This is a genomic window from Mycobacteroides salmoniphilum (assembly GCF_004924335.1).
Lineage (GTDB): Bacteria > Actinomycetota > Actinomycetes > Mycobacteriales > Mycobacteriaceae > Mycobacterium > Mycobacterium salmoniphilum.
Genome location: NZ_CP024633.1, coordinates 4,129,747 through 4,146,170 on the forward strand (window position 1 = coordinate 4,129,747; position 16,424 = coordinate 4,146,170).

Here is a 16,424-nt window from a genome sequence, read left to right on the forward strand (position 1 = left end):
CCGACCTTAAACGTCGCGTCGCTGCACCACGGCCAGGGCCGCGGCGAGCGTGATGACAACCACGGTAGCAAAGTAGATGAGAGAACCGGTCGTGCCCCAAACAAAGTCGACACCGTCCGAGGTGTACCACGGCACACCGGTAAACCTGATGCCGTTGGCGAAAGGAAGGAAGGGCTGCAACGCCTTTCCAGCATCAGTGAGCCAGCCCAGCATCAACTCGAGCACTGTCGGCCACAACAGGAGCACCGCGACAGCGCCTGCGGTGTGCTTCAGCAACACTCCCACTGCCACCGCGAGAACGGCACACAAGAACGCGTACACAGTCACCGCGCCCATCGTGTTCCACACGCCGGGGCCGTCGAGCGCCAAGTTCGCACCGGCCACCGGACCCGCCATGGCGCGTACCAACACGATCGAGATCAGCACGGTGACCGCAGTGACCACCGCCACCCAGACCCCCGCCACCAGGGCCTTGGCGCCGATGACCGACAACCTGTTGGGCGTGGCCTGAAAGGTGGTTCGCACCATTGCGGTTCGGTTCTCGTTGGTCACCGTCATGGCGGCCAGCACCATCAGGAGCGGGATCCCGACGACGGTCGCCCCGCCCGCGGCGTCGCCAGGAGAGATCGGCGTATAGATGGAGGCCGATCCGCCCTGCAGGCCCGCCAATCCCACACCCAATGCCAGGGCGAGCAGGCTGCACCACACCGCCGAGCGAGAGGTGCAGACCTTGATCCGTTCGGCCGCGATGACCCCCATCAGCGAGCACCCTCCGCGTCCGCGGGCACATCGGTCGTGGTCTCCGTCACCGGGTCATCGACCCGGCTGCGGTACTGCACGGCATCATCGGTCAACGACAGATACGCGTCCTCCAACGAAACCCGTTGTGGGGAAAGTTCGTACAACGTTACGCCGCGACGTGCGGCGAGCTCGCCGACCTGCTCGATGAGAACACCGCTGATTTCCAGCACACTTTCTTCCCCACTGCGTTCCGAGACTTTCACCGAGAAGCCGCTTTCCTCCGCCGCCAAGCGCAGGGTATCGATCTGTGGGCTGCGCACCCGCACCACGTCGGCACCGGCCCGGCTCACAAACTCATGCATGGATGTCGCAGCGATCAGGCGGCCTCGGCCGATGACCACCAATTGGTCTGCGGTATTGGCCATTTCGGACAGCAGATGACTTGAGACCAGCACCGTGCGCCCCTGCGCGGCCAGGCTCTGCATGAGCGTCCGGATCCAGTGGATGCCTTCGGGGTCCAGACCGTTGACCGGCTCGTCGAACAACAGCACCTGGGGATCACCGAGCAGCGCCACGGCAATGCCCAACCGCTGGGACATGCCCAGCGAGAAGGTACCGGCATGCCGATTGGCCACCTCGGTAAGCCCGACCATCTCCAGCACTTCATCCACCCGTTGGGAGGCAATGTCATTGGCGGCGGCGATCCACCGCAAGTGATTGCGCGCCGACCGGTTGGGGTGAAACTGCTTGGGATCCAACAGTGCACCGACCTCGCGAAGCGGATGGTCGATCTCGTGGTACTGCTTGCCACCGATCGTCGCCGTCCCCGAGGTGGGTCGCGCGAGCCCCACGATCATGCGCAGCGTGGTCGACTTACCTGCCCCATTGGGGCCCAGGAACCCGGTCACGACGCCCGGCTCGACGGTGACGGAAAGATCGTCGACCGCCGGGGTCTGCCCATATACCTTGGTCAGCGACCGCAGTTCGATCATGCGGCCCACTATGCCAGCTATTGCCGTGTGGTTCCGTCCGGATCCGGGCTGGAGGCCTGCGCCCAAAAACGCCGGGGTATGCGACCAGCGTGACGAGCCAAGTGGCCGGCGGTCACGGCCGCCGCCATGGCCGCCGCCATACGTTCGGGATCGGCAGCGCGGGTCACGGCCGTCGCGAGCAGCACGGCATCGCAACCGAGTTCCATCGCGAGGGCGGCGTCGCTGGCCGTGCCGATTCCCGCGTCCAGGATCACCGGTACGCCCGCGGACGCCACAATCATCTCGATGTTATGTGTGTTGGTGATGCCCAACCCGGTGCCAATGGGGGCCCCGAGCGGCATCACCGCCACGCATCCCACGTCTTCCAATCTGCGAGCCAGCACCGGATCGTCGTTGGTGTAGGGCAGTACCACGAACCCGTCGTCGACGAGCTGTTCGGCGGCGCGCACCAACTCGACGGCGTCGGGCAGCAGCGTGCGCTCGTCGGCGATGACCTCCAACTTGATCCAGTCGGTCTCCAGGGCCTCGCGCGCCAGCTGCGCGGCCAACACGGCCTCGGCCGCACCCCGGCATCCCGCGGTATTCGGCAACGGCATGATGTCCAGCCGCTTGAGCAGATCCAGCACTCCGGTGCCGCCGGCGGCATCGACCCTGCGGATCGCCACGGTGGTCAACTCGGTACCGGACGCGAGCAGTGCCCGTTCCAGAATCGAGAGGTTCGCGGCACCCCCGGTACCCATGATGAGCCGGGAACCGAAGGCGCGGCCCGCGATACACAGCGGTTCATCTGCACTGACCACGGTGTCTAGCCCCCCTGCACTGCGGTGACGACTTCCACCAGGGCACCGTCGGAAACCGTGGTGCCCCAGTCGGATTTGGGTACCACGGTGTGATTGATGGCCACGGCGATACCGCGCTCGGGAAAGCCCAGCTGGTCGAGCAGCTGCCAGATGTTGGCACCCTCGGCAACCTCACGCGCGTCACCATTTACCTGAATGTTCATCGGGCCTCCTGACTATGTGCCTTCTGGAACCGGCGGGGATCGACGGCGGCGGGCGACTCGCCACCGTCGAGCAGCGCCCCTATCGTCTTCGCCGTCCACGGCGCGAGGAGAAATCCGGACCGGCCATGCCCCGCGGCCACCAGCGTGCGGTCATCAATCCTGCCCACCAAGGGCAGATTGTCCTCGGTCATCGGGCGCAGGCCCGCCGCGCATTCGGCGAATTCGTACTCGCCCAGGCAGGGCAGCACCGCGCACGCGTCGTCGAGCAGGTCCCGCACTCCCGCGACAGCGGGCGCGGTGTCGTGGCCATGCTCGTACTGCGTGGCGCCGACGACGACGCCGTCCTCCCGGGGCACCAGGTAGACGTGTCGTCCATGGACCCGTGCCCGGATGACGTGGGTGGGGGGCGGCATCGCACCGGGACGTCGCCGCAGCCGCAGCACCTCCCCCTTCACCGGGCGAACCGGCAGGTTCGCGAGTGTCGCCGCCGCTACCCCGTTGGCGACCACGATCTGGTCGGCGGACGCCTCATCGAGGTTGGCAACCGGAGGGCCCCTTCGTATGCCGAGCGCCGCGCAGTCGGCGGTCAAGGCGTGCAGCACCTTGCGATTGTCGACGGCGAGTTCCTCCGGCGCCGTGAATCCGCGGCGGATGTTCTGCGCCAGCAGCGGCTCGAGGTCCCGGGCGTTGGTGGTCTCTGCGACGGCATGGCCCCGCCCGGCCAGCCAGTCGATCATCGTGCGCAGCTCGCCGACATCGGCGGTGTCGACGGCCACGGTAAGTGACCCACGCGCGGTGATCACGGTGTTGTCCACGTCGCCATCGATGAAGCCATCACGCCAGATCCGGAGGGATTCGATACCCAGATCCAGCAGGTCAGCCTCGCCGGGCCAGGCCTCGCTGTAGGGCGCGAGCATTCCGCCCGCCACCCAGGACGGGCCCTTGCGGCCGTCATCGTGAACGGTGACCCGCCAACCGCCGCGGGCGGCTTCACGTGCCACGGATAGCCCGATGACACCGCCGCCGATCACGGCGACCGAGCCTTGTTGAGACGACATCACAACGGAGTCACTCCCTTCGCCGGCATGACCCGGATCAGGTCGGACGGTCAGGGCCGGATTCGTTGGCCCACTCTCAGCCCGCTCATCCCGGGGCTCCCGCGTTACTTACACCCACAACGCTAGCGTCTTCGACTATGCACCCGCGTTCGGCCCGGCTTGAGTCCGCTCACCTCTATCTCTGCACCGATGCCCGGCGGGAACGCGGCGATCTCGCCGAGTTCGTCGACGCCGCCCTCGCCGGCGGGGTCGACATCGTGCAGCTGCGCGACAAGGGGTCGGTGGGTGAGCAGCAGTTTGGCCGGCTCGAGCCCAGCGAGGAGCTCGATTGTCTGGCGATTCTCGGTGCGGCCGCCGCCCGTCACGGTGCGCTGTTCGCGGTCAACGACCGCGCCGATATCGCCCGGGCAGCGGAGGCCGACATCCTGCACCTCGGCCAGGACGATCTGCCTCTTTCGGTCGCCCGGGAGATCGTCGGACCGGATGTACTGATCGGCCGGTCGACCCACGATGCCGATCAGGCCGCGGCCGCCGCCGATGATGCCGAGGTCGACTACTTCTGTTGCGGACCATGCTGGCCGACACCCACGAAACCGGGCCGCACCGCGCCCGGCCTGGGTCTGGTGAGAACAGCCTCTGAACTAGGGGCTTCTCAGCCCTGGTTCGCGATCGGCGGCATCGACGGGGCACGGGTGCCCGACGTGGTCGCCGCCGGAGCCTCACGCATCGTCGTGGTGCGCGCGATCACCGCGGCAGCCGATCCCCGCGCCGCGGCGGCGTCGCTTCGCGGGCTGGTCCTTCACCGAGCGTGAAGCGTCAGGGCCAGATCTGCGCGGGGGCGTCCGGATGCTTCGGCTTCCAGCTCACCCACGGCACATCGGTGGGACCGATCGCGCTCTCAAGAATGGTCCACTTGGGGCCGGTCTTCCTCAGTAAGCCCTCATACCCCGTCGGGTGGGTGCCATCTGTGTCCTGAAGCCGGCTGTCGATGAATGCCCAGCCGTCGACGATGTTCAGCTTCTGCACATCGAGCGTGGCGGGTTTACCGAGGTCGGCCTCGATGCGAGCGAGCACCGTAGCCACCACCTCATTGCGGTCACCGGACTCGGGTTCGGCCGGTGAGCAGGCGCCCATCAGCACGCTCGTGATCATCGCCAACGTGAGAAAAAATCCGATGCGCATGACCGCACGCTACGGCAGTTGCCAGGCGAAACGCCCGGGCTCAAGCTCGACAGTGCCCAGCCCCTCCACGCCACGTGGCAACATTTCGACAACCCTCAGCATCGGCCAGGCCGACTTGAACCCGGGATGCAACCGCATCCCCTCGATTTTTTCCTCGGGCACCCACCGCAGCTCGGTGCTCTCGTGATTGGCCTCTGTGGGCAACAACTCGGCAGCATCGGCAACGACTGTGGTGTACGTCCAGTGCGCCTGACCATCAATGCGTTTCGTTACCACCGAAGAACGGATGGTCATCGCACCGGGCGCGATGCCCGCCTCTTCGGCCGCCTCCCGAAGCGCGGCCTGCTCGGCGGACTCATGGCTGTCCCGCGCGCCCCCGGGCAATGCCCAGGTACCGCCCTGATGGCTCCACCAGGCCCGATGCTGCAGCAGGACAGCGGGCTGACCGCTCGCCAGTGGTGCGCGCAACAGCAAACCCGCCGCACCGAACCGTCCCCAGAATCGTGCACCCGTGTCAGCGACAACCCATCCGTCACCGTCGCCACGCACAGAGTCCACAGTAGAGCCACCAAAGGCTAAATATGCTCTTAGACTTTCCATTAAGGCCGGGGAGAGGAAGGTACGAGGTGACTGTCGGGACGACGCGGTTAGCGCACCCGTCGACCGAGCCCGTCGGCGCGACCACACCGGTCGTGCCAGCTCATCCGTGGTGGTGGTTCCTCAAGTCCACACCCGGCAAGATTCTGATGCTCGGTATCGTCCTGGCCACCGCCGGCGTGCTGTCCGCGGTGGCCACTTCGGCGAGCGTGCAGAACCGGCAACTCGCCCTGAGCACGGTGCTCAACCACACCGAACCCCTGGCGTACTCGGCCGGACAGCTGTACAGCACCCTGTCGGTCGCCGATGCCGCCGCGACCACCGCGTTCATCGCAGGCACCGAACCTCAGGGTGTCCGGGAACGGTATGAGCAGGCGATCACCGATGCCTCGACCGCGCTTGTCGCCGCGTCCAGCGGTCTGACCGACAGACCGATGCAGGAGCTGCTGAGTCGGATCAACGCCGAACTGTCCGTCTACACCGGATTGGTCGAGACCGCACGCACCAACAACCGGGCAAGCAATCCCGTCGGCGCCTCGTATCTGAGCGAGGCGTCCGCACTGATGCAACACACGATCCTGCCCGACGCGCAGCGTCTCTACGAGGAAACGTCCAACCGCGTCGACCAGGAGACGAGCGCGTCCACGCGGGTGCCCTTCCCGGTGATCGTCATCGTGCTGGGCACCATGATCGGCGGAGTCTTCGGCCATCGCTGGTTGTCCAAGAAGACCCGGCGCATGGTCAATCCCGGCATGCTGGCCGGTGGCGCGGCGCTACTGCTTATGGTGGTTTGGGTGGGTATCGCATTGGCCGTCTCCGCCTCGCTGGGCACCGACGCGCGCAATGGCGGCGCTCATTCACTAAAAACCATCACCCAACTGGTCATCTCGGCCCAGCAGGCCCGCGCCGATGAAACGCTTGCCCTGATCCGCCGCGGCGACGAGAGCGTCCGCAAGAAGTCGTACTACGACCGCATCGACGAGATGGAACACAAGATCGGCGAGTACCTGACGAATCCGGATGCCATCGCCCGCGCGGACCTGGAGCGTGCGCAGCAGCTGCTCGGCAGGTGGCGACAGGCGGATGACCGCATCAACGCCTACATCGGCGTCGGCAACTACCAGGCCGCTACCCAAGTCGCCCTGGGCAGCAGCGAATCGGACTCGACGCCGGCCTTCGACAGTCTCGACGCGGCACTGCGCAACGGTGTGCAAGACAGCCGGCGTCAGCTCCGATCCGGCGTCCTCAACGCCGAGCGCGCCTTGACCCTGTCCTCGGCGGGAGCGTTGATCCTCTCGGTGAGCGGTGCGATCTGCGTGGGAGTCGGCCTGTGGCCGAGACTGAGCGAGTATCGATGATGAGAACCGCGACACAGGGCACCGCACGCAGACTCGCTGTGTTGGCGGTCATCGCCACCGTGTTGGCCGGATGCTCGACACCCGAGAACTCCATCCCGCTGCCGCAACTCACCGTGCCGAGGCCGACCCCGGCCGAGATGACCGAACAGGAACCCAACCGGGCGCACCTGGACAAGGTGGACACCTCATGTGACCCCACCGCGAGCCTGCGGCCCACCAATGACAGGGCCGCCAACGACGATGCGGTCGCGGCGATCCGCAAGCGCGGCAGGCTCGTCGTCGGGCTGGACATCGGAAGCAACCTCTTCAGCTTCCGCGACCCGATCACCGGTGAGCTGACCGGATTCGACGTCGATATCGCCGGAGAGATCTCCCGCGATATCTTCGGCACCCCCGAGCGGGTTGAGTACCGGATCCTGTCCTCGGCGGATCGGGTCGCCGCCTTGAAGAACTCGACCGTCGACATCGTGGTGAAGACCATGACCATCACCTGCGCACGCCGCAAGGAAGTCAACTTCTCGACGGTTTATCTGATGACCTACCAGCGGATTCTGACCTCGCGGGATTCAGGCATCACCAATGCACAGGACCTTTCCGGCAGACGCGTGTGCGCCGCGCGCGGCACCACCTCCCTGAACCGGCTCTCGCAGATCACGCCACCCCCGGTCATCATGTCGGTGGTGACGTGGGCGGATTGCCTTGTGGCACTGCAGCAACGGCAGGTCGACGCGGTGAGCACCGACGACTCGATTCTCGCCGGCCTGATGTCCCAGGACCCCTATCTGCATATCATCGGGCCCAACATGAGCGATGAGCCGTACGGAATCGGCATGAGGCTCGAAAACACCGATCTGGTCCGGTTCGTCAATCGCACCCTGGAGCGCATCCGGCGCGATGGAACATGGAATGCCTTGTACCGCAAGTGGTTGAGCGTGCTAGGGCCCGCACCCGCACCTCCGAGCGCAAAGTACCGGGACTGATGAGTGAAGATCCCGATGGCCGGGAAGACCCCGATGAACTGGCCGACGAGGCACCCGTGGAGGGCGGCCCCGGCACGCGGCCCGCATCCCTCGCGGACCTAGACGCCGACTCCGCCTCCACGATGCGGCCCATGGCCACCCAGGCCGTGTTCCGCGCCCCGGACTCCACCCAGCCCACGACGCAACCCACCACCCAGCCGGAGGCCCGCGCCACCACCACCCGGGTCCGGCTATCCCCCACCCGCCGGCTCGGTGGCGGACTGGTCGAGATCCCCCGCGTTCCGGAGATCGATCCGCTAGCCGCCTTGATGACCAATCCCGTTGTCGAGGAATCCAAACGGTTCTGCTGGAACTGCGGGAAACCGGTGGGCCGCTCCGGCCAGAAACCCGGGGACGATCACCCCGCCCAGAGCGACGGCACCTGCCCGGCCTGCGGCTCCACCTTCTCTTTTCTGCCACAACTGAATCCGGGCGACGTGATCGCCGGGCAGTACGCCATCAAGGGCTGCATCGCCCACGGCGGACTGGGGTGGATCTACCTCGCGGTGGATCGCAACGTCAACGACCGGCCGGTAGTGCTCAAGGGCCTGGTGCACTCCGGCGACGCTGAGGCACAGAACATCGCGATGGCCGAGCGACGATTCCTCGCCGAGGTGGCCCACCCCTCGATCGTGAAGATCTTCAACTTCGTCGAGCACCCGGACCAGCATGGGAACCCGGTGGGGTACATCGTGATGGAGTACGTCGGCGGCACCTCGCTCAAGCAACCCAAGGGCAGTACGCTTCCCGTCGCGCAGGCGATCGCCTACATGCTGGAAATCCTTCCCGCACTGGGATTCCTGCATTCGGTCGGACTCACCTACAACGACCTCAAGCCCGAGAACATCATGATCACCGAGGAGCAACTCAAACTCATCGACCTCGGTGCGGTGGCCTCACTGAACGCCTACGGCAACCTGTATGGAACTCCCGGCTACCAGGCACCCGAGATCTCCAGGACCGGCCCCACGGTCGCCTCGGACATCTACACGGTCGGACGGACCCTCGCGGTGCTGACCCTGAGGATGCCGACCCGCAAGGGCCGCTACAAGGACGGGTTGCCGGGCGAAGACCCGGTGCTCACCAAATACGATTCCTACCACCGACTCTTACGCCGCGCCATCGATCCCAATCCCGCCGCGCGATTCGGCAGTGCCGAAGAGATGGTCACTCAGCTGGTGGGGGTGCTTCGCGAGGTGGTGGCGCTGGACTCGGGCACCCCACGGCCGGGTATGTCCACACTGTTCAGCCCGTCGCGATCCACGTTCGGGGTTGACCTGCTGGTGGCGCACACCGACGTGTACGTCGATGGGCTGGCTCATCCGCCGAGCCTGACGGCACCGGATATCGTGACGGCCCTTCAGGTTCCGCTTCTGGATCCCACCGATGTGGGCGCCGCGATCCTGCAGGCCACGGTGCTGAGCCAGCCGATACAGACCCTCGAATCGCTGAAGGGCGCGCGCCTGGGCCGGATCGACGCCGATGGCGTTGATCTGACCGAATCGATGGAGCTACCGCTGATGGAGGCCCGCGCGCTTCTCGATCTGGGCGATGTCGCCAAGGCCAACAGCAAGCTCGATCAGCTCGAAGACCGGGTGGGTACACCGTGGCGGTTGACCTGGTACCGCGGTATGGCGGCACTTCTCAACGGTGACTACGACCAGGCCACCAAGCATTTCACCGCCGTCCTGGACTACCTGCCGGGCGAGATAGCCCCCAAGATGGCACTGGCGGCGACCGCCGAACTTGGCAGTGACGAGAAGAATCTCGACTTCTACCGCACCGTGTGGTCCACCGACAACAGCGTCATCTCCGCGGGCTACGGGCTGGCCCGCACCCTGGCCGCACGCGGGGAACGCGCCGAGGCGGTGCGCATGCTCGACAACGTGCCCCCCACCTCACGCCATTTCACCACCGCGCGCCTCACCAGTGCTGTCACGCTGTTGTCCGGTCGCACCCTCTCGGAGGTCACCGAGGACGATATCCGCGAGGCGGCCCGCAGAGTCGAGGCACTTCCCGAGACCGAGCCGCGCGTGCTGCAGATCAGGGCGCTGGTGCTCGGGACGGCGCTGGACTGGATCAAAACCAATCATTCGACCGGACACCACATCCTGGGTGTTCCGTTCACCAAACGCGGCCTGCGCCAGGGTGTGGAGCGGAGCCTGCGGGCACTGGCACGCCGCGCCACCGAGCGCACCCATCGCTATGCACTGGTCGATCTGGCCAACTCCACGCGCCCGACGTCACTGCTCTAGAGCCGCCACCACCGCTGCCCTGGCGATGGCCAGTTCCTCGTTGGTGGGCACCACCAGCACCGTCACCCGCGAAGCATCGGTGGAGATGCGGCGAATCTCGCCGGATCTCACCAGGTTTCGTTTGGGATCGATCTCTATGCCGAGCACTTCGAGCCCGGCCATGGCATCGGCGCGCAGCACCACATCGTTCTCCCCCACCCCGGCCGTAAACGAGATGACATCGGCGCCACCCAATGTCGCGATGTAGGCGCCAATGTACTTGCGGAGCCGATGCACGTACACGTTGTAGGCGAGCTGAGCCGCAGCGTCCCCGGCCTCGATCAGGCGATGAATCTCGCGAAAATCGTTGGCACCGCAGAGCCCGAGCATGCCCGAGCGACGGTTGAACATCGTGTCGATCTCGTCGATGCTCATGCCATTGCGGGCCAGATGGAACACGATTCCTGCGTCGATATCGCCAGTGCGGGTGCCCATCACGAGACCCTCCAGCGGAGTGAGCCCCATCGAGGTCTCTACGGCACGGCCGTGCAGGATCGCCGACGCCGACGCCCCGTTGCCGAGATGCAGCACGATCTGGTTGATCTCCGCGTACCCCCGCCCCAGGAAGCCCGCCGCTTGCTCGGACACATACTGATGCGAGGTGCCGTGGAATCCGTAGCGCCGCACGCCGTAGCGTTCGGCGACCTCGCGATCGAGCGCGTAGATCGCCGCAGCGGGCGGCAGGTTGTAGAAAAACGCGGTGTCGAACACCGCCACCTGTGGCACGTCGGGAAGCAGGCGCCGGGCGACCTCGATGCCCTGCACACCCGCCGGATTGTGCAGTGGCGCTAGTGCGGCCAGCTCCGCGATCTGCGTGACGACGGCGTCGTCGAGCAGCGTCGGCTCATGGAACTTCTGCCCGCCGTGCACCACACGATGGCCGACCACTTCCACGTCGTCGGTGTCGATGGAATCGAAGACGAGCCGCAGCGCCTCTTCGTGATTACGAATGGGATCCTCACCAATGCGCTCCACCAGCCCATGGGCATCCACCCGACCCGAATCCGGTTCGATGAGCTGATATTTCACCGAGGACGAGCCGCAGTTGAGAACGAGTACCGCACCTGATCCTCTTCGCCCAAGTGGCTCATCAGCGCTCATCGGGTCAGGTCCTGCGCCTGGATCGCGGTGATGGCGACGGTGTTGACGATGTCCTCCACCAGGGCCCCACGGGACAGGTCGTTGATGGGCTTGCGCAACCCCTGCAGGACCGGCCCGATGGCGATGGCGCCGGCACTGCGCTGCACGGCCTTGTAGGTGTTGTTCCCGGTGTTGAGGTCCGGGAAGATCAGCACCGTCGCACGTCCGGCGACCGGGGAGTCGGGCATCTTGGTGGCCGCCACCGAGGGCTCCACTGCCGCGTCGTATTGGATGGGGCCCTCGACCAGCAGCTCGGGCTGCCTGGCGCGCACCAGTTCGGTGGCAACGCGCACCTTTTCGACCTCGGCACCGCTGCCCGAGGTTCCCGTCGAGTAGGACAGCATCGCGACTCGCGGGTCGATACCGAACTGTGCCGCGGTCCGCGCCGAGGAGATGGCGATATCGGCCAGCTGCTCGGAGGTCGGGTCGGGCACGATGGCGCAGTCGCCGTATGCCAATACCCGGTCGGCCAGGCACATCAAGAAGATGCTGGACACTGTAGAAACATCCGGGTTGGTCTTGATGATCTCGAAGGCCGGGCGCACGGTATGCGCGGTGGTGTGCGCCGCACCCGAGACCATGCCGTCGACGATGCCGTTGTAGACCAGCATGGTGCCGAAATATGAGACGTTGCGCATGATCTCGCGCGCCCGATCGGCCGTCATGCCCTTGTGCTTGCGCAGCTCGAAGTACTGACCCGCGAACCGCTCGGCAAGCTCGCTTGTCTTGGGGCTGACGACCAGGGCGTTCGAGATGTCGACACCGAGCTCGGCCGCACGAGAACGTATTTCGGCCTCTTCACCCAGGATGGTCAGATCAGCGACCTGACGTTGCAGCAGCCGCCCGGCCGCCTTGAGGATCCTGTCGTCATCGCCCTCGGGGAGCACAATGCGCTTGCGATTATCCCGCGCCCGGTCCAGCAGCTGATATTCGAACATCTGCGGTGTGGTGACCGACGGTATCGGAATGGCGAGCTGCGCAATGAGATCTGCGCCGTCGACATATCTGTCCATCAGGGCCAGCGCGGTGTCGATCTTGCGGGCGGAGGCGACGGTCACCCGGCCACGGGCATGCGCTGCCGCACTCGCCGTCTCGAACGTCCCCGAATCGGTCTCGATGATCGGCAGTCGCAGTCCGATGCCATCCACCAGGTCGGCGATCCGCGGGTGCAGCTTGAGCCCGCCGTTCAATATGATGGCGGACAACGACGGAAATCCCTCGGCCACATGAGCACTCGCCACCGCCAGCAACACATCGGACCTGTCCGCGGGGAAGATGACGGCCTGGCCCTCCTGTAGTCGTTCCAGGCAGTGTTCGGCGGTCATGCCCGCCACCATGAAGCTGGTGGCCTCGCGTGACATCAGCGCCTCGTCACCGCTGACCAACGAGCCATTGACCGCCTTCATGAGTTCTTCGACCGACGGCGAGAACAACAGCGGCACCTCGGGCAGCACCCAAGCGGGCTTGTCGAACCGCGACAACGCGTGGCGGACCTCCTCCAGCTGTGCCGGGGCGCACCGGTTGGCGACGATGGCCGCGGTGTGCGCACGCTGCGCCTTGAGCTCTCCGAGGCAGACCTCGGCAAGAGCCGCTATCTCTTCCGGGGTCCGGTCGAATCCCTTGATGGTCAACAGGACCGGGGCACCGAGATTGACGGCGATGCGTGCATTGGTGCTCAGCTCGCTGGGGCTGGCGACATCGGTGTAATCGCTGCCGACAATCACCACGGCATCACAGCGCTCCGCGACCGCGTGGTATCTGTCGACGATCGCGGCGATCGCCGCGTCCGGATCCTGGTGCACATCGTGGTACGAGACGCCGAGACAGTCCTCATACGCGATGTCGGCGGTGCTCTGCTCCAGCAGCAGTTCCAGGATGTAGTCCACGCTTTCCCCGGACCGCGCGATGGGGCGGAAGACACCCACGCGTGCCACCGTTGCGGCCAGCCGATGCATCACGCCCAGTGCGACAGTGGACTTTCCGGTGTCACCTTCGGGCGAGGCGATATAGATACTCGATGCCTTCAATGCTCTAGCCTCGGTCATGCGCGCCTTTCTACGCTGCGGTAGCGCAGCGTCACGATGCGGAATGGTCGCATAGTCAGTTCAATATCGTTGACCCAAAACTTAATGGGATCCGCGTAGTCGATTGGTCGTTCAAGTAGATCGGTAACGTCCACCCCGTCGTGACTGAAATGCGAGGTAACGGTCACATCGGCCCGTCCGCCGCGCGACTCGTACAACCGCACGATGACATCGCCCGAACCGTCCAGCGCCAGCTTCACCGATTCCACCACCACGGCCGGATTATCCAGGCTGACAAGCGGTTCAATGTTCTCCACGGCACCGTCGACGATCCGTGGGGTGAGGTTGCGTCGGTATCCCTGCTCGACGGCGTCGCCGATCGTCGCGGCCGGCCGCACCGAGAACTTCAGCTGATGATGCCCTTGGTCGCAATCGGGATCCGGGAAAAGCGGGGCGCGCAGTAGCGACATCCGCACCACGGTGGTGGATCCGCGTCGGCCGATGTCATGCCCGTAGGTGGAGTCGTTGGCCACCGCCACCCCGTATCCGGATTCGCCTACATGTACCCACCGGTGCGCGCATATCTCGAACTTGGCTTCGTCCCACGAGGTGTTGGCATGAGTGGGCCGATAGACATGGCCGAACTGGGTTTCCGAGGCCGACCGGTCGGCCTGCACATCGAAGGGGAAGGCCAGCTTGAGTAGCTTTTCGGTTTCGTGCCAGTCGATGTCGATATCGATGTCCAGTGCGGGCGACCCGTCTCGGAGCGTGATCCGTTGCACCAGACGCGAATTCCCGAACGTCCGCTCGATGACCAGCGCGCCGTCCACGACGGTGACCGAGTCCGCCGACGTGAGATTGGTGACGGTGTTCCGGTAGAAGCCGTCGATATCCCAGGCATCCCATTGGTTCGGCGTATCGCGATGCAACTGCAGCAGATTCCCGGGCGCGGCCATGGCCTCCCGGCCGGTGGCGGCGTCGACGAGCGACACCAACAGGCCGTCGGCGTCGAAGGTGGCGGCGAGAATCCCGTTGTCCAGCAGGAATCCTTCCCGGGTTGTCGTGGGAGTGACCGGCCGCGGCTCGTCGGCGGCAGCAGCGCCCAGCGCGGGTACCCCGTCGCGATCGTGCGGCGCGGCATTGAAGATCAGCCTGCGCTCACCCTTACCCGCCAAGGCCCGTATCGCCGAGTCGACGATGGTTTCAAGTCTTGTCGCGATCGCCGCGTAGTTCCGCTCGGCGTCCCGGTGCACCCATGCTATGGAGCTGCCGGGCAGGATGTCGTGGAACTGCTGCAGCAGCACCAGCTTCCAGATCTCGTCCAGCTCGGCATGCGGGTACTCAAAGCCGGTGCGCACCGCGGCCGTGGCCGCCCACAGCTCGGCCTCACGCAACAGGTGCTCGCTGCGACGGTTGCCCTGCTTCGTGTTCGCCTGCGAGGTGTAGGTGCCGCGGTGCAGCTCCAGGTAGAGCTCACCGGACCAGCGCGGCGGGTTGGCGTACTCGGCTTGGGCCGCGGCGAAGAACTCCGCCGGGGCGCCCAGGGACACCGTCGGCGAACCTTCCAGGGAACGCTTTCGCGTTGCGTAGGCCAGCATTTCACGGGTCGGGCCACCGCCACCGTCGCCGTAGCCGAAGGGCACCAGCGACATGGTGCCGGCGCCGGAGTCACGATAGTTGCGCTGGGCATGGGCGAGGTCGCCGCCACCGAGGTCGGAGTTGTAGGTGTCGACGGGTGGGAAATGCGTGAACACCCCGGTACCGTCGATCCCCTCCCAGATGAAAGTGTGATGAGGCATCCGGTTGACCGAATTCCAGGAAATCTTCTGTGTCAAAAAGTATTCCGAGCCGGATGCGGTGACGATCTGGGGCATTGCCGCGGAGTAGCCAAACGAATCGGGCAGCCACACCTCCGGGGTGTCGATGCCGAACTCGTCGAGAAAGAACTGCTTGCCCGCCACGAACTGGCGCGCCATTGCCTCCGCACCGGGCATGTTCGTGTCGGCCTCTACCCACATGCCGCCCACCGGGATGAACTGTCCCGCAGCGACCTTCTCCTTGATACGGGCGAACAGGGTGGGGTATGTGTCCTTGATCCATGCGTACTGCTGTGCCGAGGAGCAGGCGAACCGGAAATCGGGGTGCCGGTCCATCAGGTCGACCATGTTCGAGAAGGTCCGCGCGCACTTGCGGACCGTCTCACGCACCGGCCACAACCAGGCCGAGTCGATATGGGCGTGCCCGACAGCGGTGATCCGATGGGCACTGGCGTAGGCGGGGCGGGCCAGCACCTCGGTAAGTTCGGCGCGCCCGGCAGTCGCGGTACCTGGGAGATCATCGGGATCCACCGTGTCCAGCGCACGTTCCAGGGCGCGCAGGATCTCGTGGCGACGGGGCAGATCCTCGGGGAGCGTGTGCATCAGCCCGTCGAGGGTGGCGATGTCCTGTTGCAGCCCCCACAGGTTCAGGTCTCGTAACGCAAGATCGATACCGCCCAGCCGATACAGCGCCTCGTCACCGGAAGTAGCTTTGTCCCCCAATGGCATTGGTGACCAGAAGTGCTTGCCGATGTCCGGGTTGGCGGCGGCCTCGATATAGAAGTCCACCGGGGCATCCGGATCGTCAATGGGCACGAACGCGTTGCGCGGTGCGATCCCCTTCACCACGGTGCCGTCGGGCCGGTACACCAAACCCTCGGCGTTGAAGCCCGGTCCTCCGGTGAAGCCGAGTTCCACCCGCATCTCTGGGGCGCCCTCGGAGCGACCACGCCACCGTTCCGGAACGGTTCCCGTCACGTGTAGCCACATCGTCGACCACGGTGGCCCCCACGGCGTCCCGGGAGTGATCTCGGTGAATTCCTGCGTTACCGCCTCGGCGAACGGCACGGGCTCCCCGGGCACCGCCCACGCCGTCAGCGTCAGCGGTGCCGAATCCACATAGACAGCACCGTTCAGGCGCTTGTCGACGAAACGCCGAATGCGGTCCTCAACGATGCGCCGGTCGTCATGCATGACCT

Annotated in this window: 14 protein-coding genes and 1 riboswitch; of the genes, 4 read left to right on the top strand and 10 right to left on the bottom strand. The window is 65.7% G+C overall.

Going from position 1 to position 16,424, the window contains the following annotated elements; all coding sequences use genetic code 11:
• Positions 1 to 6: 6 nt before the first annotated feature.
• From DSM43276_RS20485 to thiO, 5 genes are all read right to left on the bottom strand, one after another.
• Positions 7 to 759, bottom strand: coding sequence for an ABC transporter (locus DSM43276_RS20485; protein ID WP_078328171.1), 753 nt, complete (start codon positions 757 to 759; stop codon positions 7 to 9).
• A complete protein-coding gene (locus tag DSM43276_RS20490; RefSeq protein WP_078328172.1) occupies positions 759 to 1,733 on the bottom strand; it encodes an ABC transporter ATP-binding protein in 975 nt (324 codons plus the stop codon). Before DSM43276_RS20490 ends, DSM43276_RS20485 begins: the two co-directional genes overlap by 1 nt.
• A 17-nt stretch (positions 1,734 to 1,750) precedes the next feature.
• Positions 1,751 to 2,473 carry a thiazole synthase gene (gene thiG, locus DSM43276_RS20495; protein ID WP_234802945.1) on the bottom strand — a complete coding sequence of 241 codons (723 nt, stop codon included), beginning with the start codon at positions 2,471 to 2,473 and terminating at the stop codon, positions 1,751 to 1,753.
• A gap of 65 nt (positions 2,474 to 2,538) precedes the next feature.
• Positions 2,539 to 2,736 (bottom strand): sulfur carrier protein ThiS, encoded by a 198-nt coding sequence (thiS, locus tag DSM43276_RS20500; protein WP_078328174.1) that lies wholly within the window; start codon positions 2,734 to 2,736, stop codon positions 2,539 to 2,541.
• Positions 2,733 to 3,794: a glycine oxidase ThiO gene (thiO, locus tag DSM43276_RS20505; protein ID WP_078328250.1), complete on the bottom strand. Its 1,062-nt coding sequence runs from the start codon at positions 3,792 to 3,794 to the stop codon at positions 2,733 to 2,735. Before thiO ends, thiS begins: the two co-directional genes overlap by 4 nt.
• Positions 3,792 to 3,907, bottom strand: a riboswitch (TPP riboswitch). It overlaps the preceding gene by 3 nt.
• Positions 3,908 to 3,931: 24 nt before the next feature.
• Between thiO and thiE the strand changes: the two genes are divergently transcribed.
• Positions 3,932 to 4,606: a thiamine phosphate synthase gene (gene thiE / locus DSM43276_RS20510; RefSeq protein ID WP_078328175.1), complete on the top strand. Its 675-nt coding sequence runs from the start codon at positions 3,932 to 3,934 to the stop codon at positions 4,604 to 4,606.
• A 4-nt stretch (positions 4,607 to 4,610) separates the two neighbouring features.
• Here the strand turns inward: thiE and DSM43276_RS20515 are convergent, their stop codons facing one another.
• Complete coding sequence (locus tag DSM43276_RS20515; protein ID WP_078328176.1) at positions 4,611 to 4,976, bottom strand: hypothetical protein; 366 nt, start codon at positions 4,974 to 4,976, stop codon at positions 4,611 to 4,613.
• Positions 4,977 to 4,985: 9 nt separating this feature from the next.
• Positions 4,986 to 5,525, bottom strand: a complete 540-nt coding sequence (locus DSM43276_RS20520) for an NUDIX domain-containing protein (protein WP_078328251.1) — start codon at positions 5,523 to 5,525, stop codon at positions 4,986 to 4,988.
• Between the two features lie 77 nt (positions 5,526 to 5,602).
• Here DSM43276_RS20520 and DSM43276_RS20525 point away from each other — a divergent pair, with 77 nt between their 5' ends.
• The 3 genes from DSM43276_RS20525 to DSM43276_RS20535 are packed head-to-tail and all read left to right on the top strand — an operon-like array spanning position 5,603 to position 10,205.
• Entirely contained in the window at positions 5,603 to 6,931 is a 1,329-nt protein-coding gene (locus DSM43276_RS20525) for a hypothetical protein (protein ID WP_078323135.1), read from the top strand.
• Positions 6,928 to 7,911 carry a glutamate ABC transporter substrate-binding protein gene (locus DSM43276_RS20530; RefSeq protein ID WP_078328177.1) on the top strand — a complete coding sequence of 328 codons (984 nt, stop codon included), beginning with the start codon at positions 6,928 to 6,930 and terminating at the stop codon, positions 7,909 to 7,911. Before DSM43276_RS20525 ends, DSM43276_RS20530 begins: the two co-directional genes overlap by 4 nt.
• Positions 7,911 to 10,205 carry a serine/threonine-protein kinase PknG gene (locus tag DSM43276_RS20535; RefSeq protein WP_078328178.1) on the top strand — a complete coding sequence of 765 codons (2,295 nt, stop codon included), beginning with the start codon at positions 7,911 to 7,913 and terminating at the stop codon, positions 10,203 to 10,205. Before DSM43276_RS20530 ends, DSM43276_RS20535 begins: the two co-directional genes overlap by 1 nt.
• Here the strand turns inward: DSM43276_RS20535 and DSM43276_RS20540 are convergent.
• From DSM43276_RS20540 to DSM43276_RS20550, 3 genes are read right to left on the bottom strand one after another with little or no spacing between them, the layout of a single operon-like run.
• Entirely contained in the window at positions 10,194 to 11,345 is a 1,152-nt protein-coding gene (locus tag DSM43276_RS20540; protein WP_078328179.1) for an acetate kinase, read from the bottom strand. The genes DSM43276_RS20535 and DSM43276_RS20540 overlap by 12 nt on opposite strands.
• Positions 11,342 to 13,429, bottom strand: a complete 2,088-nt coding sequence (pta, locus tag DSM43276_RS20545) for a phosphate acetyltransferase (protein WP_078328180.1) — start codon at positions 13,427 to 13,429, stop codon at positions 11,342 to 11,344. The genes DSM43276_RS20540 and pta overlap by 4 nt, the downstream gene beginning before the upstream one ends.
• On the bottom strand, positions 13,426 to 16,419 hold the full coding sequence (locus DSM43276_RS20550) for an alpha-mannosidase (RefSeq protein ID WP_078328181.1): 2,994 nt from the start codon (positions 16,417 to 16,419) through the stop codon (positions 13,426 to 13,428). Before DSM43276_RS20550 ends, pta begins: the two co-directional genes overlap by 4 nt.
• Between the last annotated feature and the right edge of the window lie 5 nt (positions 16,420 to 16,424).

What these genes read in the sequence shown, in the direction of transcription:
- DSM43276_RS20485 (WP_078328171.1), bottom strand. Translation starts at nt 759, where the DNA reads ATGGGGGTCATCGCGGCCGAACGGATCAAGGTCTGCACCTCTCGCTCG.
- DSM43276_RS20490 (WP_078328172.1), bottom strand. Translation starts at nt 1,733, where the DNA reads ATGATCGAACTGCGGTCGCTGACCAAGGTATATGGGCAGACCCCGGCG.
- thiG (WP_234802945.1), bottom strand. Translation starts at nt 2,473, where the DNA reads ATGGGTACCGGGGGTGCCGCGAACCTCTCGATTCTGGAACGGGCACTG.
- thiS (WP_078328174.1), bottom strand. Translation starts at nt 2,736, where the DNA reads ATGAACATTCAGGTAAATGGTGACGCGCGTGAGGTTGCCGAGGGTGCC.
- thiO (WP_078328250.1), bottom strand. Translation starts at nt 3,794, where the DNA reads ATGTCGTCTCAACAAGGCTCGGTCGCCGTGATCGGCGGCGGTGTCATC.
- thiE (WP_078328175.1), top strand. Translation starts at nt 3,932, where the DNA reads ATGCACCCGCGTTCGGCCCGGCTTGAGTCCGCTCACCTCTATCTCTGC.
- DSM43276_RS20515 (WP_078328176.1), bottom strand. Translation starts at nt 4,976, where the DNA reads ATGCGCATCGGATTTTTTCTCACGTTGGCGATGATCACGAGCGTGCTG.
- DSM43276_RS20530 (WP_078328177.1), top strand. Translation starts at nt 6,928, where the DNA reads ATGATGAGAACCGCGACACAGGGCACCGCACGCAGACTCGCTGTGTTG.
- DSM43276_RS20535 (WP_078328178.1), top strand. Translation starts at nt 7,911, where the DNA reads ATGAGTGAAGATCCCGATGGCCGGGAAGACCCCGATGAACTGGCCGAC.
- DSM43276_RS20540 (WP_078328179.1), bottom strand. Translation starts at nt 11,345, where the DNA reads ATGAGCGCTGATGAGCCACTTGGGCGAAGAGGATCAGGTGCGGTACTC.
- pta (WP_078328180.1), bottom strand. Translation starts at nt 13,429, where the DNA reads ATGACCGAGGCTAGAGCATTGAAGGCATCGAGTATCTATATCGCCTCG.
- DSM43276_RS20550 (WP_078328181.1), bottom strand. Translation starts at nt 16,419, where the DNA reads ATGCATGACGACCGGCGCATCGTTGAGGACCGCATTCGGCGTTTCGTC.